We start from the raw sequence: 23,299 nt of genomic DNA, 5'->3' as shown, positions 1-23,299 counted from the left end.
TTGGTGTCTTCAGCGACTTTAGAATGGAGACTTTGGATGCGCCCCCATTTCACTTTCGGCGCCGTAATCGTTCTGGGATGGTCGACCGCAGCCACTGCGCAGGACCATCGGACACAGGACATCGCCAAACCGAATCTGGTGCTTCAACAAGTGGTTGAGGGCTTGCCGAAGGACGAGAAGCAGTCCGTGCGGGTGATGACCGCGTCGTTCAAGCCGGGCGACAAGACGGTCCATCATACCCACCGCTTCCCGGTGACCGTCTACGTGCTGGAAGGCGCCTTCACACTCGAACTCGAGGGCAAGCCGCCGCTGACGGTCAAGGCCGGCGAGGCAATGGTGGAACCGCCGAACGTGGCGATGACCGGCTACAATCGGACGACGGGCGAGACCAGGGTCGTGATCTTCTATGTCAGCGCGGTCGACACGCCTTTCCTCGACCCGCTGTCGCATTAGGCTGTTTGCCCGAACATCCGCGTGGCGATATCCTCGCTGACCGGGATGACCAAGCGAGGTTTTGCCATGCGTGTGCTCCTTGTCCTGATTTTTGCGCTGCTGGCTGGCGCTTCAGCACGCGCCGACGATGTCGCGACGGCACAGGATATCATCCGCGCCCAGGAGCAGGCATTCGGCCGCGACGACGCGCGCGCGGCCTACTCCTACGCCGCGCCGGCGATCCGGGAGATCTTCCCCGCGCCCGACATCTTCATGTCCATGGTGCAAAACGGCTACCCGCCGGTCTATCGGCACAAGAGCTTTGAATTTGGCGACAGCAAGAGCGAGGGCAGCCGCATTGCCCAGCACGTCCATATCATCGATGCCAATGGCGAAGCCTGGGAAGCGCTCTACACGCTCGAGCAGCAGGCGGACGGCAGCTACAAGATCACGGGTTGTTCGCTGCTGAAGGCGGGACAGGCAGTCTAGGTCGCAAAACCCGGGCCGGTCCTGACGGCATTCATCCGCGAGCGGATCAGCAGCGTCAACACGATGCCGATATTGAGTGCGTTCCACGCCACGCCGTTGGTGAACGCCGCTGCGTAGGAGCCCGTGGCGTCGAAGATGACGCCCGAGACCCAGCCGCCGAACGACATGCCGAACACGGACGCGAAGATCACGATGCCGACTCGGGTTGCGGCCTCGCTCGCAGGCATCGCCTCGCGCACGATGATGGCATAGCTCGGCACGATGCCGCCCTGGAACAGGCCGAACATCGCGGAGATCAGATAGAGCGAGGTCAGGCTGTCAAAGAACAGGTAGAATACGAGCGCGAAGCCCTGCGCCAGCGCACCGATCAGAAGCGTCGGGATGCCGCCGATCTTGTCGGCGAGATAGCCCGAGCCGATCCGGCTGACGATGCCGCAGGCCATCATCAGCGACAGCATCTCGGCGCCGCGCGCCACGCCATATCCGAGATCGCCGCAATAGGCGACGATATGCACTTGCGGCATTGCCATGGCGACGCAACAGGAAATGCTGGCGATCGAGAGCAGCACCGTCAGCGTGTTGGTCGAGAGCTTGAGGTCGACCCGCGGCGGCGCTGCATTGGCATGATCGTGGACCTTGTCGTGGCCCATCTGCGCGCGCAGGACCAGCACCAGGATGGTCATCAGGCTGACGCAGACGAGGCCGATGCCGATATGAGTGAAGCGCCAGCCGATCGTCTGCATCCCCGTGCTCACGAGCGGCGGCCACATCGTGCCGGCGACATAATTGCCGCTCGCGACGATGGTCACGGCCAGGCCGCGATAGCGCTCGAACCAGTGCGAGGCCTCCGCCATCAGCGGCGCGAAGGTCGCGGAGGTGCCGAGCCCGATCAGGAAATACGCCGCCACGAACTGCCAGAGCTGGGTGGACAGACCCGCCAGCACATTGGCGACCCCGAGGAAGGCGATGCTGATCGCCATCGCCGCCACGATACCGAACCGGTCGGTGATCCTGCCGGCGATGACGCCGCCAAGCCCGAAGCCGAACATCATCAGGGTGAAAGCCAGCGACACCGCACCGCGCGTCGCGGAGAATTCGGCCTGCACCGCAGGAATCATGACGACGATCGCCCACATGCCGACGCCGCCGATCGAGCCGATCAGAAGCGCAATGACGAGGCGCACCCAGGCCTGACGCGAATCAGGGGTGAATGCTTCGGGTGTTTGTCCTGATTGATTTGGTGCGTGCACGGGCGGGACCATGGCCCGCGGATCACCACAGGGTCAACCATTGTGGCGCGATATTGGGCATGCACGGTGCACTGCGGTAAGATGGAGCTTGGCGAACGCGCGTTTTGTCATTATTTTGCAAATCAGCGCGTGCAACATTGCCGCGCGAAGAGCATGTCGGCGGAATGTTGCTGCGATTGACACGATCGATGCGGATCAGGGTGGGGCGCGTTATTGCCCTCGCCTATCTGTTCTGCGTGCTCGCGCCGGCCGCAAGCCTCGCCTGGGGTAGCGCTCCAGCACCGTGCCTCGACGACGCGCTTGTCGCCGACCGCGTGCCGGTGCATCACCAGATGCAGGCCGGCCACACGCATGACGGCGCCTCGCATGACCACGCCGGGCCGCATGCGCATCACCAGGCCGCCGCGCAGGACGTGCCCCCGGCCCCTCATCATCACGGCGGCAAGGGTATGGCGGGACCGTGCTGCGCGATGATGTGCGTGAGCGCGTTGCCGGCCGACCTGCCCAGCGTCGCAAAGCCGCTTCAGCCGGTTTCCGCCTGCTCGCCCGAGATCGTGGCCAGCCTGCACAGCGCGGCGCCGCCCCTGCACTACCGCCCTCCCATCGCCTGATCTGACACGCGACGACGTCAGGCCGAGCGCGCATCCGCGCGCGCGAGCCTGTGGTCTCCAGACAGATCAGGGATGACTCATGCTTACGCTTTCCGGGGCGAAGTCCGCCGCTGCATTCGCGGCGCGGGGACGACACTTTCCATTCGATTGGCCGCTGCTGGCCGCGACTGCATTGGCGTTATCCGGCTGCATGCCGGCAACGATACAAGTCGCCGGCGCTGATCCTGCCGATCCCACGGCCAAGGTCGCGCGCGCCGGCTATCGTTCGATGATTGCGCCCTACACCAGCCTGCGGCCCGCGACGCCGGCATCCTGGCGCGAGCGCAACGAGAGCGTCGCGCCGCAACCCAAACAAGACCGGTAGGAGCGCGCCATGACACACCGTCTCGCGCCAAGCCTGCTCGTTCTTGCCTCGCTCGGCTTGTCGGGCTGTGCGGCCTTCTCGCCCGACAGCGGCATGAATGCCGTCTCGGAGCTGACGAGCCAGACCATCAAAAAGGATGTCGCCTTCGTGCGGACGGCCGAGGGAGCCGGCGCGGTCGACGCGCGCGTTCGCCAGCTGCTGTCGCGAACACTCAGCGTCGAGACCGCCGTGCAGATCGCACTGCTCAACAACAAGGGGCTTCAAGCCGCCTATAACGAGCTCGCGCTGGCCGAGACCGATCTCGTCGAGCAGAGCCTGCCGCCCAACCCCGTGTTCTCGGTCTCGCGGATCTCGGGCAATGGCGCCAGCGAAATCGAACGTCAAGTTGTCGGCGACATCCTCGCGCTCGCCAGCCTGCCGTTCCGCTCGGAGATCGCCCGCGACCGTTTCCGCCAGGCGCAATTGCGAGCTAGCCTCGCGACGTTGCGGCTTGCCGCCGATGTCCGCCGCGTCTATTGGCGCGCCGTTGGCGGCAACGAGATGGTGGCGTTGCTGACGGATGCGAAGGCGACGGCGGAATCGACCGCACAGCTCGCGGTCAAGCTCGGTGAAACCGGCTCGATCAACAAGCTCGATCAGGCCCGTGAACAGGTGTTTTACGCCGAAACCACCGCCGACCTCGCCACCGCGCGACAGACGGCGACGAGCGCGCGCGAAAAGCTGGCGCGCCTGATGGGGCTGTGGGACGGCGGCCTCGACTTCCGGCTGCCCAATCAACTGCCGCCGCTGCCGCGCCGGCCGCAGGCTTTGCCGTCGATTGAAGCCGACGCGGTCGCCCATCGCATCGACCTGCAGATCGCGCGGCTCGAGCTGACGGCGCTGGCGAAGTCGCTGAACCTCACCGAGGCGACGCGCTTCGTGACACTGCTCGATCTCGCCGGCATCTCCCGCCGCACCCGGGATCCGGAAGGCGCGCCGTTCCGCGAGCGCGGCTTCGACGTGCAGTTTCAGATCCCCATCTTCGACGGCGGCGAGGTGCGGGTGCGGCAGGCGGCGGAGACCTACAATTTCGCCTTCAACCGGCTGACCGAACGCGCCGTGAATGTACGCTCCGAGGCGCGCGATGCTTATCGGGTCTATCGCTCCGGCTACGACATCGCCAGCCACTATCAGCGCGAGATCATCCCCTTGCGAAAGATCATCACCGAGGAGATGCAGCTCCGTTTCTCCAGCATGCAGGTCGACATTTTCGCGCTGCTCACCGAGGCGCGACAGCGGCTCGCGTCGCTGCGCGGCGCAATCGATGCCAGGCAAAGATTTTTCCTTGCCCAATCCGACTTGCAGACCGCCGTGAACGGCGGCGGCGCGCCCGCTGACGGCGACAATTCAACCACTCTCGCCGCGGCAGCGCCTGCCGATGGCGGTCACTGACATGGAGGCCAACATGTTTTCCCGCCGAGGATTTTTGGGTAGCGCCGCGCTCGCCGGCGCATCCGTCGTCAGCGGCCGCACACAGGCCGCCTCCATTCCGGAAGCCCCGCACATGGACAAGGTGGTGATGCAGCCGCCGCTGCACCCGATCAGTGGGCCGGACTATCGCCCCGTCGTCACGCTGAACGGCTGGTCGCTGCCGTTCCGGATGAACGGCGACTGGAAGGAATTTCATCTCGTCGCCGAGCCCGTGGTGCGCGAATTCGCCGAGGGCATGAAGGTGAATCTGTGGGGCTATAACGGCCAGTCGCCGGGCCCGACGATCGAGGCCGTCGAGGGCGACAAGGTCCGCATCTTCGTGACCAACAGACTGCCCGAATACACCACCGTGCACTGGCACGGCATGATCATTCCCAGCGGCATGGACGGTGTCGGCGGATTGACGCAGCCGCACATCCAGCCGGGGAAAACCTTCGTCTACGAGTTCGAGATGAGGAAGAGCGGGACCTTCATGTACCACCCGCATTCCGACGAGATGGTGCAGATGGCGATGGGCATGATGGGCATGGTCGTCGTGCATCCGCGCGACCCGAGCTTTCGCCCGGTCGACCGCGACTTCGTCTTCGTCATGAGCACCTATCGCGTCGATCCCGGCACTTATCTGCCGCGCGTCAACGAGATGACTGACTTCAACATGTGGACCTGGAATGCGCGGGTGTTTCCCGGCATCGATCCGCTGCCGGTCAGGCTCGGCGACAAGGTGCGCGTGCGCATCGGCAATCTCAGCATGACCAACCATCCGATCCATTTGCACGGCCACAGCTTTGCGGTGACCTGCACCGACGGCGGCTGGATTCCGGAGAGCGCGCAATATCCGGAGACGACGACGGACGTACCGGTCGGCGCTGTCAGAGTGTTCGACGTGCTCGCCGACAACCCCGGCGACTGGGCGTTTCACTGCCACAAGTCGCATCACACCATGAATGCGATGGGACACGACATGCGCAACATGATCGGGGTGTCGCGCAAGGATCTCGCCAAGGCCGTCGGCAAGCTCGCGCCTGACGGCATGGCGATGGGCTCGACCGGCATGGCGATGGGCAACATGGAGATGCCCGCGCCCGACAACACGCTGCCGATGATGACCGGCACCGGTCAGTTCGGCCCGATCGAGATGGGCGGCATGTTCACCGTGATGAAAATCCGCGAGGGCCTCGCTCGCGACGATTATCGCGATCCGGGCCCCTACCAATTCCCGCAGGGCACCGTCGCCTACGAAGTCACGCCGCCGGCCCCGGAGCCCGTGCGGCAACAACCAGGCGGACCGCCGATGAAGAACATGAAGATGTGAGCGTTTCGATGAACCACCACCAACTGGAGACACCAATGAAGACGACGATCAAGCTCGGTCTCGCGCTGGCCGCGCTTTCCACCGCGCCGGCCTTTGCCCACGACCAGCACGGGCACGGCACCTTTTCGGCCGGCGAGCCCGGCGATCCCAAGAAGCCCGCGCGCACGATCGAGATCCTGCTGAACGAGATGGACTATGCCCCCGCCAGGATCGAGGTCAAACGCGGCGAGCAGATCCGCTTCGTGCTGCGCAACGTCGGCAAGGAGGACCATGAATTCCTGCTCGCCACCACCAAAGAGAATCTCGCGCATGCGGTGGAGATGAAGAAGCATCCGCACATGGAGCACGACGATCCCAACGGTGTCAGGCTCGCACCGAGCAAGACAGCCGAGATCCTCTGGAAGTTCAGCAAGGCCGGCACGTTCGAATTTTCCTGCCTGATACCCGACCACCGCGACTACGGCATGGTCGGCCACGTCACCGTGAAATAACGCAAGGGAGGTCACCATGAATCGCATCATCCGCATCGCCGCCGCACTGTCGCTGGCCGTCGGCCTTGCCACAGGTGCCCTGGCAGCCCAGGGCGCCGCCATCAGCGGCGAGGTCAAGAAGATCGACGAGGGCGCCGGCAAGATCACGCTCAAGCACGGGGCCGCGAAGAACCTCGGCATGGATGAACCCATGACCATGGTCTACCGCGTCAAGGACCCGGCCGTGCTCAAGCAGGTGAAGGTCGGCGACAAGGTGACCTTCGAAGCCGAGGAGGCGACTTCGGGATACATGGTGACGAAGATGCAGAAGGCGAAGTAGGCGGTCCTCGTCCTTCAAGGGCGATGCGCTGCATCGCCCTTCGGAATCTCGGGGTTCGCCACCACGACTAGAATGGCGACGCCCCAAGCGATATCTCTCCCTTTTCCACAACTTTAAATAATGCCAAGATGACCCTTATTTGAGTCATGGAGCGCATCATGGAACAGGATCATATCGACAAGGCTATTGTTGAAAACTACAGGAAGTTGCGAACCCGAATGGGCGCGCTGACCGCGGCTTTCCCTGTCGTCGTTATCGTGACCGGGCTTCTTTGGGAAATTCGCCTCCAGCCTTCATTGAGCGATTACTATTTTGCCCAAACCCCTGCTCAAGGCGTGGCGGATCTCTATCCCGTCCGGCTTTGGTTCTGCGGTCTCCTCTTCGCCGTCGGCGTGTTCCTCTACCGCTACACGGGTTTCTCGAAAAATGAAGACCGCTGGCTCAGCCTGACCGGCGCATTCGTCTTGGGCGTTGCGATCTTTCCGATGGGGGTCTCCGGCAAGACGAGTCCATTCACCCTCGCATCTTTCGGCCTTCCCAACGTCACGCTGCACGGCATCAGCGCGGTGCTGGCATTCATATGTATCGGCATCATCATATTTTGGTACTCGGACTCGACGCTGTCGAAGCTCAAGAAAGACGGTGCGGCTCGCAAATGGTTCAGGAGAGCCTACTTCCTGATTGGCGCCTACATGTTGCTGGCGATGGCAGGCTCGGTCATCATGCATTTCCTGCATACGGATCGGGAGAACGATTCCTACATCCTGTATGTCGAGTGGTCCGGGCTGTGGGCCTTTGCGATCTACTGGTTCGTGAAGAACTGGGAGCTTCGCTACGTCGCGGAGTCGATCAGGAAGGGGACGACCGCTGCTTCTCCCATGGGCCATGCCGACGTCGTGGACGCGCTCTAGATCTGGCGCGTGATGTCACAGTCCGCCTAGGGCGTGAGACTGGGCAGCTATCGGCAGCCGCTCAGACGGTTTCCGCCTGGAATGAAGTCTTAGGGACCCGACGCCCCCATGCCCCACCCTCTGTTAACCGTTTGCTAACCATACACCCGGCAAGAATTGCCCAGTGGAGTCGAGTGTCGTCAGCCGCGTAGAACGGGGATTGCCCTGTGGACGCCAGTGCGGTGCCTCACTTTCGGAACGGCGGCCCTTCGGCCGTCGGGCAGACGTTTGGGGCGCGCGGACGGCAGTCGCGCGGAGGGGCAGCTACCATGGTCGACGTCACCGCGGGACAGGGCGTAGGCGGCACAAACGCCGGTTTCCCCACCCTTGCCGAGATCGGCAACATCCTCAAGCGCGGCGATATCGCGCTCGCGCTCGGCGTCCTCACCATCCTGGTGGTACTGATCCTTCCGCTGCCCGCGATCGTGCTGGACCTGTTCCTGGCGATTTCGATCACGCTCTCGATCCTGATCCTGATGACGTCGCTGTTCATCCAGGCGCCGCTGGAATTCTCCGCTTTCCCGACCGTCCTGCTGATCTCGACCATGCTGCGGCTGTCGCTGAACATGGCCTCGACCCGGCTGATCCTGTCGCACGGGCACGAGGGCACGGATGCCGCCGGTCACGTCATCGAGGCCTTCGGCAGCTTCGTGATGGGCGGCAATTTCGTCATCGGCATCATCGTTTTCGCCATCCTGATCATCGTCAACTTCGTCGTCATCACCAAGGGTTCGGGCCGTATCGCCGAAGTCGCGGCGCGCTTCCACCTCGACGCCATGCCCGGCAAGCAGATGGCGATCGACGCCGACCTCTCCGCCGGACTGATCGACGAGGCGGTCGCCAAGCAGCGGCGCAAGGATTTGGAGGACGAGAGCGGCTTCTTCGGCGCCATGGACGGTGCCTCCAAATTCGTCCGCGGCGACGCCATCGCCGGCCTCCTGATCGTCTTCATCAACGTCGTCGGCGGCATGATCATCGGCGTGGCGCAGCAGGGCCTGTCCTTTGCCGACGCCGGCCGCAGCTACACGCTGCTGACCGTGGGTGACGGCCTCGTCACCCAGGTGCCGGCGCTGATCGTTTCGACCGCGGCCGGCCTGCTCGTCTCCAAGGCCGGCGTGTCCGGCGCCGCCGACAAGGCGCTGATGAAGCAGTTCTCCGGATATCCGCAGGCGCTGGCGATGTCCGCGGCGGTCATGCTGGTGCTGGCGGCCCTGCCGGGCATCCCGACCCTCCCCTTCCTGGCGCTCGGCTCCGGCGCCGGTGCGCTCGCCTGGCACGCCCGCAACCGCAACCGGGCAACTGCCAGGGCTGAGGAAGTTGCGAAGACCGCACCTGCGCCGGGAACGCCGGGTGCAGCCGGCTCCGCTGCGGCGGAGGAGCCGATCTCCGCGGCGTTGAAGATCGACGACCTCAAAATCGAGCTCGGCTATGCCCTGCTGCCGCTGGTCAACGGTCCCGACGGCACCGATCGCCTCACCGAGCAGATCAAGGCGCTGCGCCGCTCGCTCGCGATCGAGATGGGTTTCGTGATGCCCGCCGTGCGCATCCTCGACAACGTCCAGCTCGAAGCCAACACCTACATCATCAAGATCAAGGAGGTCGACGCCGGCACCGGCAAGATCTGGCCGAGCCAGTTCATGGTCATGGACCCCGGCGGCAGCCAGGTGCAGGTGCCCGGCATCCACACCACCGAGCCGACCTTCGGCCTGCCCGCGACCTGGGTCGATGCCAGCCTCAAGGAGGAGGCCTCGCTCAAGGGCTATACCGTCGTCGACGCCGCGACCGTGCTCTCGACCCACCTCACCGAGCTGCTCAAGGCCAACATGTCGGACCTGCTCTCCTATGGCGAGGTGCAGAAGCTGCTCAAGGAGCTGCCGAAGGAGCAGGGCGAGCTGGTCAAGGACATCGTGCCGGGACAGGTCACCGTCTCCGGCATCCAGCGTGTGCTGCAGCTGCTGCTCGCCGAGCGCATCTCGATCCGCGACCTCTCGACCATCCTCGAAGGCATCGCCGACTCGCTCGCCTTCTCGCGCAATCCGGCCACCATGGTCGAGCACGTCCGCGCCCGCCTGGCACGGCAGATCTGTGCGCAGAACACCTCTTACAGCGGCTACCTGCCGCTGATCGCGCTGTCGGCGCGGTGGGAACAAGCCTTCGCCGAATCCATTATCGGCCAGGGCGAGGAGCGCAGCCTCGCGATGCAGCCCTCGAAGCTGTCGGAGTTCATGACCGGCGTGCGCGAGGCCTTCGAGCGCGCCGCCCGCGAAGGCGAGGCCCCGGTGCTGGTCACCTCTGCGGCAATTCGTCCCTTCGTGCGTTCCCTGGTCGAGCGGTTCCGGGCCCAGACGACCGTGCTGTCGCAGGCTGAAATCCATCCCAGGGCGAGACTGAAAACGGTCGGAAGCATCTGATTTGCCTTAAGAAGCCGTGTGTTTTTTGGCCACATGCAAATGGTTTTTAAGCTTTTGGCGCCTTGCCGATCAACGGTCGGGAAGGCGCCTGACAGACACATTACAGCTTTGAAATAATTGCAAAATTGCACGATCTAGAGTCGTTTTTGATCGCGGCTTCTCACGTCCTGTCACGCTCTTGTGATCACCTCTTGGGAACGAATCCTCCCAATACTAGGTTGTTGGGCACCGGAAGCTTGAACCTGCCCAAACACGCAGGCGACTACTTCGGGTAGATGGCGGCAGGAGCCTTCCATGAACCACTCGATTTACAGCGCAGATCGCTCGACCCACCTCAAGATCGTGGTTGTCGCGCTCGTTGCCGGCATCGCGGTGGCGGGTCTCGGGATCACCGCGCGTACGAGTTCAGATGAAGGCCTGACCCAGACCGCTCGCGTCATGAAGGCCGGCAAGCCGATCGCCATCACCAGTGCGAACGTGTCCCTCGTTCGCTAAGGAGATTTGAGTTTCAGGAATTCACGCGGCTCTTTATCAGCCCCCCAAAGTCGCCACGTGGATATGTAGACGACCCCAACCCCAAGTCGACTACAGAAAGCGCCCGCCCCCCACGGGCGCTTTCTCATGTCCGGGGTATGCCGTCATCGTGAGCGCACGCGCGTCCAGCTCCGTCATTGCGAGGAGCTCTTGCGATGAAGCAATCCAAAACCCCTCCGCAGAGACATTCTGGATTGCTTCGCTACGTCTCGCAAGACGAAGGAAAACGTACCGCCGTCACCCCCTAACAAGCACGATACTACCGCGCCCCATAAGTCGGCGGCGGCGCCTGCACGGTTGGCGCAGCAGCCGCGAACAGCTCGTCCTTGCTCCCGCTGAGTGGCGGATAAATGCGCTTGCGGTTGATGGTCTGCTTGGTCGCCTTCGCGGCGGCGCCAGTGGCGCGGACTTCGCGGTCCCACCCTTCCGTATAGAGCGCGCCCCATCAGCCGGGATCGAGCACGGTCACGTACCAGTCGATCCGTAGCGGCAGCATCGGCAGGCCCGCGAGATCGGCGACCACATTGTGGCCGGCGAAGCGGCCCATGGGACGCGCGAACTGGCAGGACATCACGGTCGGATGCAAGCCGTCGACCACGCTCGAGGCGACGTCGCCGGCCGCGAATACGCCGCCGACATCCGCGACCCGCATCATGGGATCGACCAGAAGCCGTCCAAGGCGATCGCGTGCGTCCGGGAAGCTCGCGGCCAAAGGGCTCGCGCGCATCCCCGCACACCAGATCACCGTCCGCGTCGGAATGAACTCGCCCGAGCTCAGGCGCAGGCCGGCGGCCTCGACGGAGACGACGCGGACGCCAAGCCGTGTCTCGACGTCGAGCGAGGCCAGCGCCGTCTCGATGACGGGACGCGCATGCGCACCGATGGTAGCGCCAACAGCCGGATTGGGATCGACCAGGATGATGCGGCGGCTGCCCGTGATGCCGGCGCGCGCCAGCCTGTCGGGCATCTCGGCCGCGACCTCGATGCCGGTGAAGCCGGCGCCGACCACGACGATCGTCGAGCGCCCCGGTGCGGGCACGCTGCGTCCGAGCGAGGTGAGATGATCCTCGAGGTGCAGCGCTGCTGCATAAGTGTCGACATCGAAAGCATGCTCGGCAAGGCCGGGAATGTCCGGACGCATCACTTCGCTGCCGAGCGCCAGCACCAGCCCGTCATAAGCCAGCGTCTCGTCGCCGCCACCCGTGACCAGCGAAATCTCGCGCCGTGCCGGATCGATGGCTTCGACCTCGCCGATCCCGTGACTGACGCCGATCGGATCGAGCAGTTGCGGCAGCGGAAGCGCGACCTCGCTGAGATCGGCCTCGTAATTGCGGACGCGGATGTCGTGATACGGATTGCGATCGATGACACGAATCTCGAAGTCACCGCCGGCCGCCCCGATCTCCTCGCGCTTGCGTGCGGCACCGATGGCCGCCCACAGACCCGCAAACCCGGCGCCAAGCACGACGATACGCGCCATGTCCGTTGACTGCATTTCCCAAGAGAGCGACGACGAAGCGACGAACGATCAAGCCGTCTGACCGCGCAGACAGATATAACTCATCCGGCCGGGCGGACCAACTGCGGCGCCAGCGGCGCGCCGCACAAATTCTCGGCGCGGCTCAGGTCTCGCGCAGTTCCGACGGCGTCGCGGCAAAGCGCTTGCGGAAAGCGCGGTTGAAATAGGACAGATCGGAGAAGCCTGACGAATGCGCGATGTCGCTGATCTTGCGGGTCCTGGCGCGAGGGTCGCCGAGCAGCTTGCGCGCCTGCAGCAGGCGCTGCTCCAGCACGAACTCGGTGAAGGTCGTTCCGGCCTGCTCGAACAGGCGCTGTGCCTGGCGCGGGCTCAGGCCGGAGCGCGTGGCAATTTCAGACAGGCAGAGATCGTTGCGGCCAAGCGCAGCCATCACGTCGGCCCGCATGAGATCGAGACGGGCCGCCGCATGACCTCGCCCGCGCGCAAGACTCGCATGCTCGGCGTCGGTGCCGAGCAGCAGGCCGACGAGATCGACCATGTGCTGCGCCGTGAGGCGCTGGCCGACGGCGTCGAGATGCGGCGCGTGATGGGCGGCAAGCGAGTGGTAGCGCAAGATCGTCTCGGCGACCGCGCCGTCCGAGAGCACTTGCGACAGCTTGTCCTCGGCGCGCGGATTGATGTCGAGCAGCGCGCGGCGCGGCATGCGGATGGTGGTGAAGCGATCTTCCTCGGTGTGACCGACGGTGCCGGTGATGCCCATGTCGACGAGCACCATCTGCGCCGGCGCAAGCTCCACCGCATGGCCGTTCTGCCCGACGCGGACGAGACCCGCATGCGCCGCGATCAGGACGAGATCGTCGCTGCCGTCGGCAAGGTGGCTTTGGGTGCGTGAATATTGCGCGGAGGCGCCTTCGGGAATGGCAAGCGCGATATTGTCGACCACGCTGACCTGGAGCCGGCAATCGATGCTGTCGCCCCGGCTCGGCCCAATATCCAGGCCGCAGGCCCCGAAAGTCCGCTCGCGCCAATGTTCGAAGGCCGGGCCGTGTGGCAATCCCGCGTATTGGTGAATGAAGATGCCCGACGTTTTCGCTGCATCCATCTGATTTCTCGCCCCTCTCCGGCACCATGATTGGGGGCGCCGACTGCAAATTCCGGGCATTTGACGCCGCGAAACGCGGAGAGGTTCAAATCGGGGGGCGGATTTGGCGGGATTTGTCGGAAGACGACGGTGGGACGGACCGTGGCGACAGAAACCGATCAGGCATTGCTACGACGATGTTGAAGCGTCCAATGCCCCCGATGTCGTCCTGGACAAGCGAGCAGAGCGAGCGCCGATCCAGGACCCATTACGCCAGATTGAGTGGTTGCCCACCCGTGTGGCCACCGCTCACTCTTGCAACAAGCTCTTGGGGTAAGGTCCCGGCTTTCGCCAGGACGACAATGGAAACCTACTTCTTGGCGGGCGGCTGTGACGGCGGCACGGTTTCGATCAGCTTGCCGGAAAACACCGGCGCCGAGGTCGGCTGGCCGTTGGGCGAACCGCCCGCCTGCTCGACGGTGACGGCGTAGGTCGCGCCGTTGACGACGTCGGCATCGTACGAACCGAGCACCGGTCGTGCGGTGAAATCGCCGGCGCCGATCACGCCGAGCGAGCGCGGACGCGGCAGCTTGTCGGAGATCAGCCAGAGCTCGAAGCTCTTGCCGGGCTCCGGTGTCGCGCCGACCTTGCGCACCGTAAAGTTCTTGGTCGCACCGTCGATGGTGAGGATGAAGGCGGGACCTCCGCCCTGGCCCTGCAACAGCGCGACATATTGCGACGATACCGGGAGCGGCGCCGGTGTCTTCACCTCGACCGTCTGGATGCGCGCTGGCGGTCGCAAGCCGCCCGGCAGCGCGTCGGGCAGGAAGATCTGAAGCGACAGCGTCACGAGCAGCGCGGCCGCGAGCGCGCCGACGGCGGATGCGATGGTGCGCCAGCGCTTCACGCGGCCCTCGAGCCGGATCACGTTGCTGTTGTCGGCAACCGGCGGCGGTGGCGCACGCACGACATCCGGGTTCGGCGCGTGGACCTGCGGCATGAAGATCGGCACGACGTCGGGTATCGCATCGGACTCAAGTCGCGCCGCGGCGGGCTGCTCCACTTCGGGAGGCTGCGGCGGCGGTTGCTGCATAGTCTCCGCCGGCACCTGCGGAGGCATGGTGTCGGGCGAGGAAAACTCCGGCACGGGTGGCGGCGGTGCTGCGTCCGGCAGTGCTGGCGGATCCTGCGCAAAGCCCGTCCGCGCGAGCTCGGACCTGATGTTCTCCCACACGATCGGACGCGGCTCGATCGAGCCGACCATCTGGTTGAGGACGCCGAGGCGGAATGCCCACGCCTGCACGACATCGGCGAACGCCTTGTCCACCGCCATCATGGTCTCGACCTGCGCGCGCTCGCCGGCGTCGAGCGTGCCGAGCGCATATTCCGCGGCGAGCGCGATATGGTCCTCCGTATAGGCCATCACTTGCGGTCCAGACCCACCCTCACCGTATGAGCTCTCATAGTCCGAATCTCATAACCCGAGACATTCGCGAATATCCAACATGCTGCGCCGAAGCCACGTCTTCACCGTGTTGACGGGCGCCGCGAATTTCTCCGCCAGTTGCTCGCGGCTCCAGCCGTTGTAATAGGCGAGAAGCACGAGCCTCTGACGATCCGGCTCGAGCCGGCCGATACATTCGAGCAGCCGTCTCAATTCCTCAGTCATCTCCCGCCGCGCCAGCGGATCGGGGCTGTCGCTTGCGACTTCCATCGCCTGCGGCTCTTCCTCGATGGAGACTTCCGTCTTCTTGCGCACGATGTCGATGGCGCGGTTGCGCGCGATCGACGCCATCCAAGTGATCGGGGACGCGAGAGCGGGATTGAACTGGCCGGCGCTGTTCCAGATCTTGACGTAGGTCTCCTGAATGACCTCCTCTGCGAGATCCTGTCGGCGCAAGATACGGAGCACGACGCCGTAGAGTTTCGCGCGCGTGGCGACGTAGAGGCGCTCGAACGCGGCCTGATCGCCCTGCGCCACCGCCCCAATCAGCCCGACCAGCTCTGCTGGCGTCAGCATTCAGCCCCCCAATGCGCAGCCCGTCGCGTTCCGCGCAGGCCCTGGCACTCCGCCACCATAGCGCGCGACAAAGCCGACCACCAAGGGGGCGCGGCGGCACACTGTGGACAGCACATGCGAAAACCCGGACCCATGGGGTCCGGGTTCTGCAAATTCTCGCAGGTCTGGCGGCTAGCGTCTCAGGCGACGGCGCCCATGCGGGCACGCATCAGGCCGATGCTGTCGAGATCGGCCTGCTCGCGGGCGTTTTCCTCGGCGCGTTCGCGGGCTTGATCGCGCTCGTCGAGGAGCTCGACCTTCTTCAGCTCCTCGAAGGCTTCGGCCAGTGCAGCCTTGGCTTCGTCGAGCTGGCCCTTTAGCTCGTCGGCCGAGCGGGTCAGGTTCTCGCGACGCTGGATGGCAGCCTTGGCATAGGTCGGATAGGCGAAGTGCGAGGGATCGTTGATCCCGGCGCGCTCCTGCTCGGTCGAGATCTCGCGTTCAAGATCGGTCGACATCCGCTGGAAGTCGGCGATCATGGTCTCGATCTGGCTGACCCGGCGGCGCTTCTCGTCGACCTGAAACTTCTTCAGGCGGATGAGGGTATCACGTGACTTCATCGACTCGTACTCCCCAGAAGTCCCTTGGCTGCAAGAAACACACACATTGGGACAACACCGGTCTCCCCACAGGCCCGACGGGGACCAAGACCGGCTCTGCTACTCTGTGGGATGGGATGATGACGGGACAAAGTTAGCGTTCCGTTTCCAAATTGCCGAGGATTTGCGCCAACTGGCGGTAGCCGTCCGCCAGCGATGCATTTTCGTCCTTGCGTTGGCGCAGGAAGGCTTCCAGCGGCTCGTGCAGGCGGATCGCCTCGTCGACCTCGGGGCTGGAGCCGGCGCGGTAGGCGCCCAGACGGATCAATTCCTCCATGTCGGCATAGGTCGCCATCACCGTCCGCGCCTTCTGGATGGTCGGCCAGAACTGCGGGTCGGCCGATTTCGGCATGGTGCGGGAGACGGATTTGAGGATGTTGATGGCGGGGTAGCGGCCGCGCTCGGCGATCGAGCGCTGCATCACGATGTGGCCGTCAAGGATGCCGCGGACGGCATCCGCGATCGGCTCGTTATGGTCGTCGCCATCGACCAGCACCGTGAAGATCGCGGTGATGGCGCCCTCGCCCAAGCCCGGGCCGGCGCGCTCCAGAAGCTTCGGCAGCTCGGTGAACACGGTCGGCGTGTAACCCTTGGCGGTCGGCGGCTCGCCTGCGGACAGGCCGATCTCGCGCTGGGCCATGGCAAAGCGCGTCACCGAATCCATCAGGCAAAGGACGTCTTGCTCTTCGTCGCGAAAATATTCGGCGACCGCGAGCGTCAGATACGCGGCCTGGCGGCGCATCAGCGCCGGCTCGTCGGAGGTCGCGACCACGACCACGGAACGCGCGAGGCCCTCCTCGCCGAGGTCGTCCTGCAAGAATTCCTGCACCTCGCGGCCGCGTTCGCCGATCAGCCCGATGACGCTGACGGCGGCATCGACGTTGCGCGCAAGCATCGACAGCAGCACCGACTTGCCGACGCCGGAGCCTGCGAAGATGCCCATGCGCTGGCCGCGGCAGCAGGTCAGGAAGGTGTTCATCGCGCGCACGCCGAGATCGAGCGGCGCGCCGACGCGCTTGCGCGAGTGCGCCGGCGGCGGCGAATTGCGGTACGGCATCGGCGCCGGGCCCTGCGGCAGCGGCCCCTTGCCGTCGATCGGCTCACCCAGCGCATTGACGACGCGGCCAAGCCAGGCCGCGCAAGGCCGCACCTGATTTGCGGCATTGGCGATGACGGCCTTGCAGCCGCGCCGCACGCCGTCGAGGCCGGCGAACGGCATCACGACGGCGTTGTTGCCGGAGAAGCCGATCACCTCGCAGGGGATGGAACGGTTGCCGCCGGTCTCGATCACGAGCCGCGCGCCGACCGACATCGCGTGGATCGGTCCGGCCACCTCGACCATCAGGCCGCGCACGCCGACGACACGGCCATAAATATTGATGCCGTCAATATCGCCGATCTGTTCGGCAAGAGCCTTCATTAGAGGGCCTTCATGAGGTGATCGCCTTCATAATCCGGGGCTTCGTGGCGAAAACCTTAAGTTTCGCCATATTTCTGAACGGCGCTTAACTTCGTGTTTACCCGCATCGTTAATCATTGCGTCACTGTCTTTGTGACTGAGCGTGGCTCCCCTTCAGAAGAAGGCTGAGTCGCGGGAGTCGGTTAGGCCCGTCTCTTAAAGTGGAACTTGAACGCAACCGGATAACGAAAGCTGCTTCGCACACAAGACCTTAGGGCGATTCGACGAAAATTGCATCTACAGGGCTTGCGTTCCAGAATCAGAATTTGTTAACCATCTGTTGTCAGGATCCGAATCAGTTGTTCAAAGGCGTTTTGTTGTGTGCCGCGAATGCGGCCGACCTGACGCCCAGGAGCGGCGACTATGGGGAACTGGCATGCGCGTTTTGCTGATTGAAGATGACAGCGCCGTCGCGCAGTCGATCGAGCTGATGTTGAAGTCTGAGAGCTTCAACGTCTACACGACCGATTTGGGGGAAGAAGGCGTCGATCTCGGTAAATTATACGATTACGACATTATCCTTCTCGACCTCAACCTGCCCGACATGTCCGGCTACGACGTGCTCAAGCAGCTCCGGGTCTCCAAGATCAAGACACCCATTCTGATCCTCTCCGGCCTCGCCGGCATCGAGGACAAGGTCAAGGGTCTCGGCGTCGGCGCCGACGACTACATGACCAAGCCCTTCCACAAGGACGAGCTGGTTGCCCGCATCCACGCGATCGTGCGCCGCTCCAAGGGTCATGCCCAGTCGGTCATCCAGACCGGTGACCTCGTCGTCAACCTCGACACCAAGACGGTGGAAGTCGGCGGCCAGCGCGTGCATCTGACCGGCAAGGAATACCAGATGCTGGAGCTGCTCTCGCTCCGCAAGGGCACGACCCTCACCAAGGAAATGTTCCTTAACCACCTCTATGGCGGCATGGACGAGCCCGAGCTGAAGATCATCGACGTCTTCATCTGCAAGCTCCGCAAGAAGCTCGCGAATGCCTCGGAAGGCCGCAACTTCATCGAGACCGTTTGGGGCCGTGGCTACGTGCTGCGCGAGCCGCACGAGGTCGAAGAGCGCATTCCCGCCTGATCCTGGGTTTACCCGCGAGCCCTTCGGGGCTTGCTCCTCCCAGCCTGGACCCCGCCGCGAATGGCGGGGTTTTGTTTTTTGGGGACACGAACGCGGCCTCATCGTCCTGCCGCCGTTGAACCGCTATCCTTCCCCCGCCGACGAATGGTCGCTGCACGATGGGGGAACGATGATCCTGCAATCACTCGCCGGCCTGCCCGCCTTCCTGGTCTATTTCTGCACCGGGCTGATCGCGATCGTGACGTATCTGTTCGTCTACACCCGCATCACGCCCTACAACGAATTCCAGCTGATCCGGGACAACGAGCCGGCCGCGGCGATCGCACTCGGCCTCAGCCTGCTCGGCTTCGTGGCGCCGCTGGTCAGCGCCATCGCGCATTCGGCCAATGTGCTGGATTGCCTGATCTGGGCGGTCATCGCGCTGATCGTGCAGATCATCGTGCTCTTTCTGGTGAGGGTGCCGGTGCCGAATCTGCCGGCGCGGATCGCGGCCGGCGAGCTTGCACCCGCGATCTGGCTCGGCCTGTCCTCGCTCGCCGCGGGCCTGCTCAACGCCGCCTGCATGATCTACTGACATGGCCGACAAGCCCTCCAAAAAGGAGTTCGGCAAGCGCCGGCCGGCGGCCGGACCGCCGCCTGCACAACAGCCGGTGAAGCGCTCCCGCCATGTCGCGCTGCTGGTGATGGGCACGATTGCGGTCGGCACCACCGCCTACACGCTGATGCCGCGGCACAATTGCGAGCCCTCCGCAACCGGTGCGATAGTCCCCGGCGCCACGGTCCCCGGAGCCGCGCCGGTGCAGGCGAGCACCGCCTGCAGCAGCAGAAGCAGCTCGTCGGGCGGCGGCGGCAGCTCGCGCTGGTCGTCGCGATCGAGTTTCTTCAGCAGCGACTCCTCGAGCCATTCCTCGTCCGGAACGTCATCCGATTCAGGCTCCGGCGGCGTGAGCCGCGGTGGCTTCGGCTCGTTTGGCCATGGCTTCTCTGGCGGCGGCTGACCCATGCAACGCATCGTCTGCCCCGAGCGCGACGACTGGCGACAGACCGCCGAACAATGCGGCTTCGCCTTCCACACCATCGACGGCGAGCGCTATTGGGACGAGCGCGCCTACTACGCCTTCACGCTCGACGAGATCGAGCGCGGCATCGAGACGCCGACCGGCGAGATCGACGCGATGTGCCTGGAGCTCGCCGGCCGGGTCATCGGCGACGAGCGCCATCTGCAGCGCTTGAAGATACCGGACGCGTTCTGGAGCCTGATTGCCGAGAGCTGGGCACGAGACGACCGCAGCCTCTATGGCCGGCTCGATCTGAAATTCGACGGCAAGGGACCGGCAAAGCTGCTCGAATACAACGCCGACACGCCGACCTCGATTTTCGAAGCCGCTGTGTTTCAATGGACCTGGCTCGAACAAGCGATTGAACGGCGCATCATTCCGTCGCGCGCCGACCAGTTCAACTCCATCCACGAACGGCTGATCGAAGCCTGGAAGCAGATTGCAGCTAGCCGCCATGTCCATCTCACCGGCACCACGGGCAATGAGGAGGACGCCGGCACGCTCGCTTATCTCGAAGACACAGCGCGCCAAGCCGGACTGGCGACCACGCTGCTCGACATCGAGGCGATCGGCTGGCGCAATGACGCCGGCGGCTTCGTCGATCTCGACGACCGCGATATCGGGCTCGCCTTCAAGCTCTATCCCTGGGAATGGATGTTCCACGACAGCTTCGGCGCAAAGCTCAAGGACGCATCGACACGCTGGATCGAACCGCCGTGGAAGGCGGTGCTCTCCAACAAGGGAATCCTGCCGCTGCTCTGGGAGATGTTTCCGAACCATCCCAATCTGCTGCCGGCGTTCTTCGAGGACGATCCGCGGGCAGCCGAGCTCGGCAGCTCCTATGTGCGCAAGCCACTGCTGTCGCGCGAAGGCGCCAACGTCACGCTGGTATCAGGCGGAATGCCGCTCGACGAGCAGGCAGGCCCCTACGGCGCCGAAGGATTCGTGCGGCAAGCGCTCGCGCCGCTGCCGAACTTCTCAGACTTCTATCCGGTGGTGGGAAGCTGGCTGGTCGATCACGAACCCTGCGGCCTGTCGATCCGCGAGGACGAGAGCCCGATCACCGGCAACGGCTCGCGGTTTCTGCCCCATGCGATTCTGTGAGGTGCGCTCTTCTTCCCTTCTCCCCTGGGGAAGAACGCATCTCACCGCGCCGCGGCGACCTTCAACGACGGCGGCATCAATCCGCCCATCGGGCGGCCGGAGCGCGTCGGGTTGAGCTGATAGAGACCACGACGCTCGGCGATCGGGCGGAACGCGTCGGTGATGCCGACGACGGATTCGGCGGCGCCCAACAGCAGCGTACCGTCGGCTTCCAAAACCTTCGCCATGCGCTCGAAGATCACGGCCTTGGTGTCCTGGTCGAAATAGATCAGCACATTGCGGCAGAAGATCACGTCGAACGTGCCGAGATGGGAGAAGTCCTGCAACAGATTGAGCTGACGAAACTGCACCATCGCGCGGATGTCGGCATTGAGCTGCCAGACCTCCCCCGCTTGCGTGAAGTATTTCATCAGATGCTGGATCGGCAGGCCGCGCTGCACCTCGAACTGGCTGTAGACGCCGGCCTTGGATTTCTCCAGCACCTCCTGCGACAGATCGGTGGCGACGATCTCGATGCGCCAGCCGGCGAAGGCTGCGCCCATCTCCTTCACGCACATCGCGATCGAATAGGGCTCTTGTCCCGTCGACGAGGCCGCCGACCAGATGCGCAGCGACTTGCGCGCCGCGCGCGCCCGAAGCAGCCCCGGCAGGATCGTTTCGCGCAAATGATCGAACGGGATCTTGTCCCGGTAGAAGAAGGTCTCGTTGGTGGTCATCGCCTCGACCACGTCGCTCGCAAGCCGCCCGTCGCCATTCCTGATCTTCAGCACGAGATCGGGGATTCCGGCGAGGCTCGCCTTGCGGGCCAGCGGCAGAAGCCGGCTCTCGACCAGATACTGCTTGTCCGGCGAGAGATCGAGGCCGGAGCGCTCTTTCAGGAATTTGCGCAGATAGTCGTAGTCAACCGGCGTCACGAGCGGTCACCCGCGAACAGGCGATTGACCCGGCTGCCGATCTGGTTGAGCGGCAGGATCGCCGCGCAGATGCCGGCATTGGCCGCCGCGCCCGGCATGCCCCAGACCACGCTGGAAGCTTCGTCCTGCGCGATCACGCTACCGCCGGCGGCGACGATGTCCTTGCCGCCGCGCATGCCGTCCGAGCCCATGCCCGTCAGGATCACGGAGAGGATGGCGCCGTGCCAGATATCGATGGCGGAGGTGAACAGCGGATCGACCGCGGGCTTGCAGAAATTGACTGCGGGACCGTCGTCGAGCGCGATCGCCACGTCGGCGCCACTACGCACGACGCGCATGTGCTTGCCGCCCGGCGCAAGATAGATGCGACCCGGCTTCACCGGCTCGCCGTCGACGGCTTCGGCTGCCGGCTTGCGGCTCGTGCGTGCCAGATGCTCCGCGAGAATGGTGGTGAAGGTGGGCGGCATGTGCTGGGTGATCAGCACCGGGACGCGGTCGATCACGGGACCGAGCTCGGCGACGAGCGCCATCAGCGCCTGAGGACCGCCGGTCGATGAGCCGATCAGCAGCACCTTCGGTGCCTGGGTCGAGAACGGACGCGTGGACAGCGGCGAGGACGACGACGGCGCATGCAGGGCCGGAGCCGCCGCGGACGCGGCAGGCCGCGCGACAAGCGGTCCACGTGCAGCCGGAGCCGGGCTTGCGGGCGCGAGCGGCGGGCTCGCAACCGCGGGCTTGCGGCGCAGCCGTGCACCGAGGTGGCGGATTTTCTGGATCAGGTCGTGATGGAAGATGTCCGCAGCCGACGCCTCGCGCGTCGATTCCGGCTTCGGGATATAGTCGGCCGCGCCGAGCGACAGCGCCTTGAAACTGATCTCCGCGTTGCGGCGGGTCAGCGTCGAGGCCATGATGATGACGAGATCGCGCTTCTTCGCCAGCAGTTGCGGCAGCGCGGAGATGCCGTCGAGCTCGGGCATTTCGATATCGAGCACGGCAACGTCGGGGTTGATGCGTTCGATCTGGTTGACCGCCTCGAGCCCGGTACGCAGCGACGCCGCGACCTCCATGTCATGCTCGGCACCGATCCAGCGCGAGATCAGACCACGGATGACGACGGAGTCATCGACGACCATCACCCGCAACGGTCCGGCTTCCCGCGACGAGCCCGGGGTCGAATTACCTGCGAACGCAACACTCATTACTCACCAACTCAGACTGAAACGGTCAGTTGAAAACAAACGCCGAAGGAGCCGTTCAGCCTCCGGGCGATCGCTCAGATAAGGCCGACTTCCTGGAATTTCGCCGTCACGATGTCCTTGTCGAAAGGCTTCATGATGTACTCGTTGGCGCCCGCGTGCAGCGCGCGCGCGATATGCGCGACGTCGTTCTCGGTGGTGCAGAACACGACCTTGGGCTGGTCGCCACCAGGCATGCGCCGGAGATGGCCGAGGAACTCGTAGCCGTCCATCACCGGCATGTTCCAGTCGAGCAGGACCGCATCGGGCAAGCCGCGCTTGCAGGCCTCCAGCGCCTTCTCACCGTCCTCGGCTTCGAGGATCTGGAAGTCGAGGCCTTCCAGGATCCGGCGCGCAACCTTGCGGATGACGCTGGAATCATCAACGACGAGACAAGTTCGCATGTGAACCTCTGCTTCTCCCCCTTTTGCGGGGGCACTTCCAATTGCAGATACGTCGGCGGATGTGCCGGCGTATCAGGCCGCCATCATCTCGGGCGCGAGCTCGAGGACGCGATCGACGTCGAGGACGACCATGAGCTGGCCGTCGAGACGGTGGACACCGCCGGCGAGCTTGGCCATGCGGGGGTCGAGATTGAC

General features: G+C 64.4%; 24 protein-coding genes and 2 pseudogenes. 15 read left to right on the top strand and 11 right to left on the bottom strand.

The window, feature by feature from the left end; all coding sequences use genetic code 11:
* Positions 1-36 precede the first annotated feature (36 nt).
* Together IVB41_RS25075 and IVB41_RS25070 are read left to right on the top strand one after the other, a co-directional pair.
* Positions 37-453 carry a cupin domain-containing protein gene (locus IVB41_RS25075; protein ID WP_051462822.1) on the top strand — a complete coding sequence of 139 codons (417 nt, stop codon included), beginning with the start codon at positions 37-39 and terminating at the stop codon, positions 451-453.
* Positions 454-519: 66 nt separating this feature from the next.
* Positions 520-921: a DUF4864 domain-containing protein gene (locus IVB41_RS25070; RefSeq protein WP_247357237.1), complete on the top strand. Its 402-nt coding sequence runs from the start codon at positions 520-522 to the stop codon at positions 919-921.
* Here IVB41_RS25070 and IVB41_RS25065 read toward each other — a convergent pair.
* Entirely contained in the window at positions 918-2,183 is a 1,266-nt protein-coding gene (locus IVB41_RS25065; RefSeq protein ID WP_247435945.1) for an MFS transporter, read from the bottom strand. The genes IVB41_RS25070 and IVB41_RS25065 overlap by 4 nt on opposite strands.
* 152 nt (positions 2,184-2,335) lie before the next feature.
* Between IVB41_RS25065 and IVB41_RS25060 the strand changes: the two genes are divergently transcribed.
* The 9 genes from IVB41_RS25060 to IVB41_RS25020 all read left to right on the top strand — a co-directional run bounded on the left by IVB41_RS25060 (position 2,336) and on the right by IVB41_RS25020 (position 10,594).
* On the top strand, positions 2,336-2,782 hold the full coding sequence (locus IVB41_RS25060; protein ID WP_346770869.1) for a hypothetical protein: 447 nt from the start codon (positions 2,336-2,338) through the stop codon (positions 2,780-2,782).
* A 79-nt stretch (positions 2,783-2,861) separates the two neighbouring features.
* Entirely contained in the window at positions 2,862-3,146 is a 285-nt protein-coding gene (locus IVB41_RS25055; protein ID WP_247435939.1) for a hypothetical protein, read from the top strand.
* Positions 3,147-3,155: 9 nt separating this feature from the next.
* On the top strand, positions 3,156-4,577 hold the full coding sequence (locus IVB41_RS25050; RefSeq protein ID WP_247435937.1) for a TolC family protein: 1,422 nt from the start codon (positions 3,156-3,158) through the stop codon (positions 4,575-4,577).
* Positions 4,578-4,590: 13 nt separating this feature from the next.
* Positions 4,591-5,928, top strand: coding sequence for a copper oxidase (locus IVB41_RS25045; RefSeq protein ID WP_247357240.1), 1,338 nt, complete (start codon positions 4,591-4,593; stop codon positions 5,926-5,928).
* 35 nt (positions 5,929-5,963) lie between these two features.
* Positions 5,964-6,419: a cupredoxin domain-containing protein gene (locus IVB41_RS25040; protein ID WP_027568196.1), complete on the top strand. Its 456-nt coding sequence runs from the start codon at positions 5,964-5,966 to the stop codon at positions 6,417-6,419.
* A 16-nt stretch (positions 6,420-6,435) separates the two neighbouring features.
* Positions 6,436-6,738 (top strand): copper-binding protein, encoded by a 303-nt coding sequence (locus IVB41_RS25035; RefSeq protein ID WP_247282573.1) that lies wholly within the window; start codon positions 6,436-6,438, stop codon positions 6,736-6,738.
* 158 nt (positions 6,739-6,896) lie between these two features.
* A complete protein-coding gene (locus IVB41_RS25030; RefSeq protein WP_247435933.1) occupies positions 6,897-7,649 on the top strand; it encodes a hypothetical protein in 753 nt (250 codons plus the stop codon).
* Between the two features lie 308 nt (positions 7,650-7,957).
* A complete protein-coding gene (gene flhA, locus IVB41_RS25025) occupies positions 7,958-10,099 on the top strand; it encodes a flagellar biosynthesis protein FlhA (RefSeq protein WP_027568198.1) in 2,142 nt (713 codons plus the stop codon).
* A 294-nt stretch (positions 10,100-10,393) separates the two neighbouring features.
* Positions 10,394-10,594 (top strand): hypothetical protein, encoded by a 201-nt coding sequence (locus IVB41_RS25020; protein WP_247357243.1) that lies wholly within the window; start codon positions 10,394-10,396, stop codon positions 10,592-10,594.
* A gap of 298 nt (positions 10,595-10,892) precedes the next feature.
* On the opposite strand, the pseudogene IVB41_RS25015 reads toward IVB41_RS25020, so the two are convergent.
* The 6 genes and pseudogenes from IVB41_RS25015 to fliI form a co-directional block, all read right to left on the bottom strand.
* A pseudogene (locus IVB41_RS25015) lies at positions 10,893-12,113 on the bottom strand (NAD(P)/FAD-dependent oxidoreductase).
* Between the two features lie 142 nt (positions 12,114-12,255).
* Positions 12,256-13,215 (bottom strand): AraC family transcriptional regulator, encoded by a 960-nt coding sequence (locus IVB41_RS25010; protein WP_247435930.1) that lies wholly within the window; start codon positions 13,213-13,215, stop codon positions 12,256-12,258.
* Between the two features lie 349 nt (positions 13,216-13,564).
* Positions 13,565-14,617, bottom strand: coding sequence for an anti-sigma factor domain-containing protein (locus tag IVB41_RS25005; RefSeq protein WP_247435927.1), 1,053 nt, complete (start codon positions 14,615-14,617; stop codon positions 13,565-13,567).
* Positions 14,618-14,668: 51 nt separating this feature from the next.
* Positions 14,669-15,214 (bottom strand): sigma-70 family RNA polymerase sigma factor, encoded by a 546-nt coding sequence (locus IVB41_RS25000; RefSeq protein ID WP_027568201.1) that lies wholly within the window; start codon positions 15,212-15,214, stop codon positions 14,669-14,671.
* A gap of 179 nt (positions 15,215-15,393) precedes the next feature.
* Positions 15,394-15,813 (bottom strand): flagellar export protein FliJ, encoded by a 420-nt coding sequence (gene fliJ / locus IVB41_RS24995; protein ID WP_007600546.1) that lies wholly within the window; start codon positions 15,811-15,813, stop codon positions 15,394-15,396.
* Positions 15,814-15,946: 133 nt separating this feature from the next.
* Complete coding sequence (gene fliI, locus IVB41_RS24990) at positions 15,947-17,272, bottom strand: flagellar protein export ATPase FliI (protein WP_247435922.1); 1,326 nt, start codon at positions 17,270-17,272, stop codon at positions 15,947-15,949.
* A 415-nt stretch (positions 17,273-17,687) separates the two neighbouring features.
* Here fliI and ctrA point away from each other — a divergent pair, with 415 nt between their 5' ends.
* From ctrA to IVB41_RS24970, 4 genes are all read left to right on the top strand, one after another.
* Complete coding sequence (ctrA, locus tag IVB41_RS24985; protein ID WP_007600544.1) at positions 17,688-18,389, top strand: response regulator transcription factor CtrA; 702 nt, start codon at positions 17,688-17,690, stop codon at positions 18,387-18,389.
* 169 nt (positions 18,390-18,558) lie between these two features.
* Positions 18,559-18,963 carry a DUF350 domain-containing protein gene (locus IVB41_RS24980; RefSeq protein WP_027568203.1) on the top strand — a complete coding sequence of 135 codons (405 nt, stop codon included), beginning with the start codon at positions 18,559-18,561 and terminating at the stop codon, positions 18,961-18,963.
* A gap of 1 nt (position 18,964) precedes the next feature.
* Positions 18,965-19,387 (top strand): hypothetical protein, encoded by a 423-nt coding sequence (locus IVB41_RS24975; protein ID WP_247435919.1) that lies wholly within the window; start codon positions 18,965-18,967, stop codon positions 19,385-19,387.
* Between the two features lie 3 nt (positions 19,388-19,390).
* Positions 19,391-20,551, top strand: a complete 1,161-nt coding sequence (locus IVB41_RS24970; RefSeq protein WP_247435915.1) for a glutathionylspermidine synthase family protein — start codon at positions 19,391-19,393, stop codon at positions 20,549-20,551.
* A gap of 41 nt (positions 20,552-20,592) precedes the next feature.
* On the opposite strand, the gene IVB41_RS24965 is transcribed toward IVB41_RS24970, so the two are convergent.
* The 4 genes and pseudogenes from IVB41_RS24965 to IVB41_RS24950 all read right to left on the bottom strand — a co-directional run.
* Entirely contained in the window at positions 20,593-21,465 is an 873-nt protein-coding gene (locus IVB41_RS24965; protein WP_247398857.1) for a protein-glutamate O-methyltransferase CheR, read from the bottom strand.
* Positions 21,462-22,664 carry a chemotaxis response regulator protein-glutamate methylesterase gene (locus IVB41_RS24960; protein WP_247398860.1) on the bottom strand — a complete coding sequence of 401 codons (1,203 nt, stop codon included), beginning with the start codon at positions 22,662-22,664 and terminating at the stop codon, positions 21,462-21,464. Before IVB41_RS24960 ends, IVB41_RS24965 begins: the two co-directional genes overlap by 4 nt.
* A 74-nt stretch (positions 22,665-22,738) precedes the next feature.
* A complete protein-coding gene (locus IVB41_RS24955) occupies positions 22,739-23,104 on the bottom strand; it encodes a PleD family two-component system response regulator (protein ID WP_007600538.1) in 366 nt (121 codons plus the stop codon).
* 72 nt (positions 23,105-23,176) lie between these two features.
* Positions 23,177-23,299: pseudogene (locus IVB41_RS24950) on the bottom strand (chemotaxis protein CheW); the annotation flags it as partial.

The organism is Bradyrhizobium sp. 44 (assembly GCF_023073095.1).
In the GTDB taxonomy this organism is placed as follows: domain Bacteria; phylum Pseudomonadota; class Alphaproteobacteria; order Rhizobiales; family Xanthobacteraceae; genus Bradyrhizobium.
This window is presented reverse-complemented; position numbering and strand designations above follow the sequence as displayed.

Excerpts from the sequence above, each read along its gene's own strand:
- flhA (WP_027568198.1), top strand. The coding sequence starts at position 7,958 with ATGGTCGACGTCACCGCGGGACAGGGCGTAGGCGGCACAAACGCCGGT.
- IVB41_RS25050 (WP_247435937.1), top strand. The coding sequence starts at position 3,156 with ATGACACACCGTCTCGCGCCAAGCCTGCTCGTTCTTGCCTCGCTCGGC.
- IVB41_RS25065 (WP_247435945.1), bottom strand. The coding sequence starts at position 2,183 with ATGGTCCCGCCCGTGCACGCACCAAATCAATCAGGACAAACACCCGAA.
- fliI (WP_247435922.1), bottom strand. The coding sequence starts at position 17,272 with ATGAAGGCTCTTGCCGAACAGATCGGCGATATTGACGGCATCAATATT.
- IVB41_RS25020 (WP_247357243.1), top strand. The coding sequence starts at position 10,394 with ATGAACCACTCGATTTACAGCGCAGATCGCTCGACCCACCTCAAGATC.
- IVB41_RS24980 (WP_027568203.1), top strand. The coding sequence starts at position 18,559 with ATGATCCTGCAATCACTCGCCGGCCTGCCCGCCTTCCTGGTCTATTTC.
- IVB41_RS25075 (WP_051462822.1), top strand. The coding sequence starts at position 37 with ATGCGCCCCCATTTCACTTTCGGCGCCGTAATCGTTCTGGGATGGTCG.
- IVB41_RS24970 (WP_247435915.1), top strand. The coding sequence starts at position 19,391 with ATGCAACGCATCGTCTGCCCCGAGCGCGACGACTGGCGACAGACCGCC.
- IVB41_RS25070 (WP_247357237.1), top strand. The coding sequence starts at position 520 with ATGCGTGTGCTCCTTGTCCTGATTTTTGCGCTGCTGGCTGGCGCTTCA.
- IVB41_RS25060 (WP_346770869.1), top strand. The coding sequence starts at position 2,336 with ATGTTGCTGCGATTGACACGATCGATGCGGATCAGGGTGGGGCGCGTT.
- IVB41_RS25000 (WP_027568201.1), bottom strand. The coding sequence starts at position 15,214 with ATGCTGACGCCAGCAGAGCTGGTCGGGCTGATTGGGGCGGTGGCGCAG.
- IVB41_RS24955 (WP_007600538.1), bottom strand. The coding sequence starts at position 23,104 with ATGCGAACTTGTCTCGTCGTTGATGATTCCAGCGTCATCCGCAAGGTT.
- IVB41_RS25035 (WP_247282573.1), top strand. The coding sequence starts at position 6,436 with ATGAATCGCATCATCCGCATCGCCGCCGCACTGTCGCTGGCCGTCGGC.
- fliJ (WP_007600546.1), bottom strand. The coding sequence starts at position 15,813 with ATGAAGTCACGTGATACCCTCATCCGCCTGAAGAAGTTTCAGGTCGAC.
- ctrA (WP_007600544.1), top strand. The coding sequence starts at position 17,688 with ATGCGCGTTTTGCTGATTGAAGATGACAGCGCCGTCGCGCAGTCGATC.
- IVB41_RS24975 (WP_247435919.1), top strand. The coding sequence starts at position 18,965 with ATGGCCGACAAGCCCTCCAAAAAGGAGTTCGGCAAGCGCCGGCCGGCG.
- IVB41_RS25040 (WP_027568196.1), top strand. The coding sequence starts at position 5,964 with ATGAAGACGACGATCAAGCTCGGTCTCGCGCTGGCCGCGCTTTCCACC.
- IVB41_RS25005 (WP_247435927.1), bottom strand. The coding sequence starts at position 14,617 with ATGGCCTATACGGAGGACCATATCGCGCTCGCCGCGGAATATGCGCTC.
- IVB41_RS25030 (WP_247435933.1), top strand. The coding sequence starts at position 6,897 with ATGGAACAGGATCATATCGACAAGGCTATTGTTGAAAACTACAGGAAG.
- IVB41_RS24960 (WP_247398860.1), bottom strand. The coding sequence starts at position 22,664 with ATGAGTGTTGCGTTCGCAGGTAATTCGACCCCGGGCTCGTCGCGGGAA.
- IVB41_RS25055 (WP_247435939.1), top strand. The coding sequence starts at position 2,862 with ATGCTTACGCTTTCCGGGGCGAAGTCCGCCGCTGCATTCGCGGCGCGG.
- IVB41_RS25045 (WP_247357240.1), top strand. The coding sequence starts at position 4,591 with ATGTTTTCCCGCCGAGGATTTTTGGGTAGCGCCGCGCTCGCCGGCGCA.
- IVB41_RS25010 (WP_247435930.1), bottom strand. The coding sequence starts at position 13,215 with ATGGATGCAGCGAAAACGTCGGGCATCTTCATTCACCAATACGCGGGA.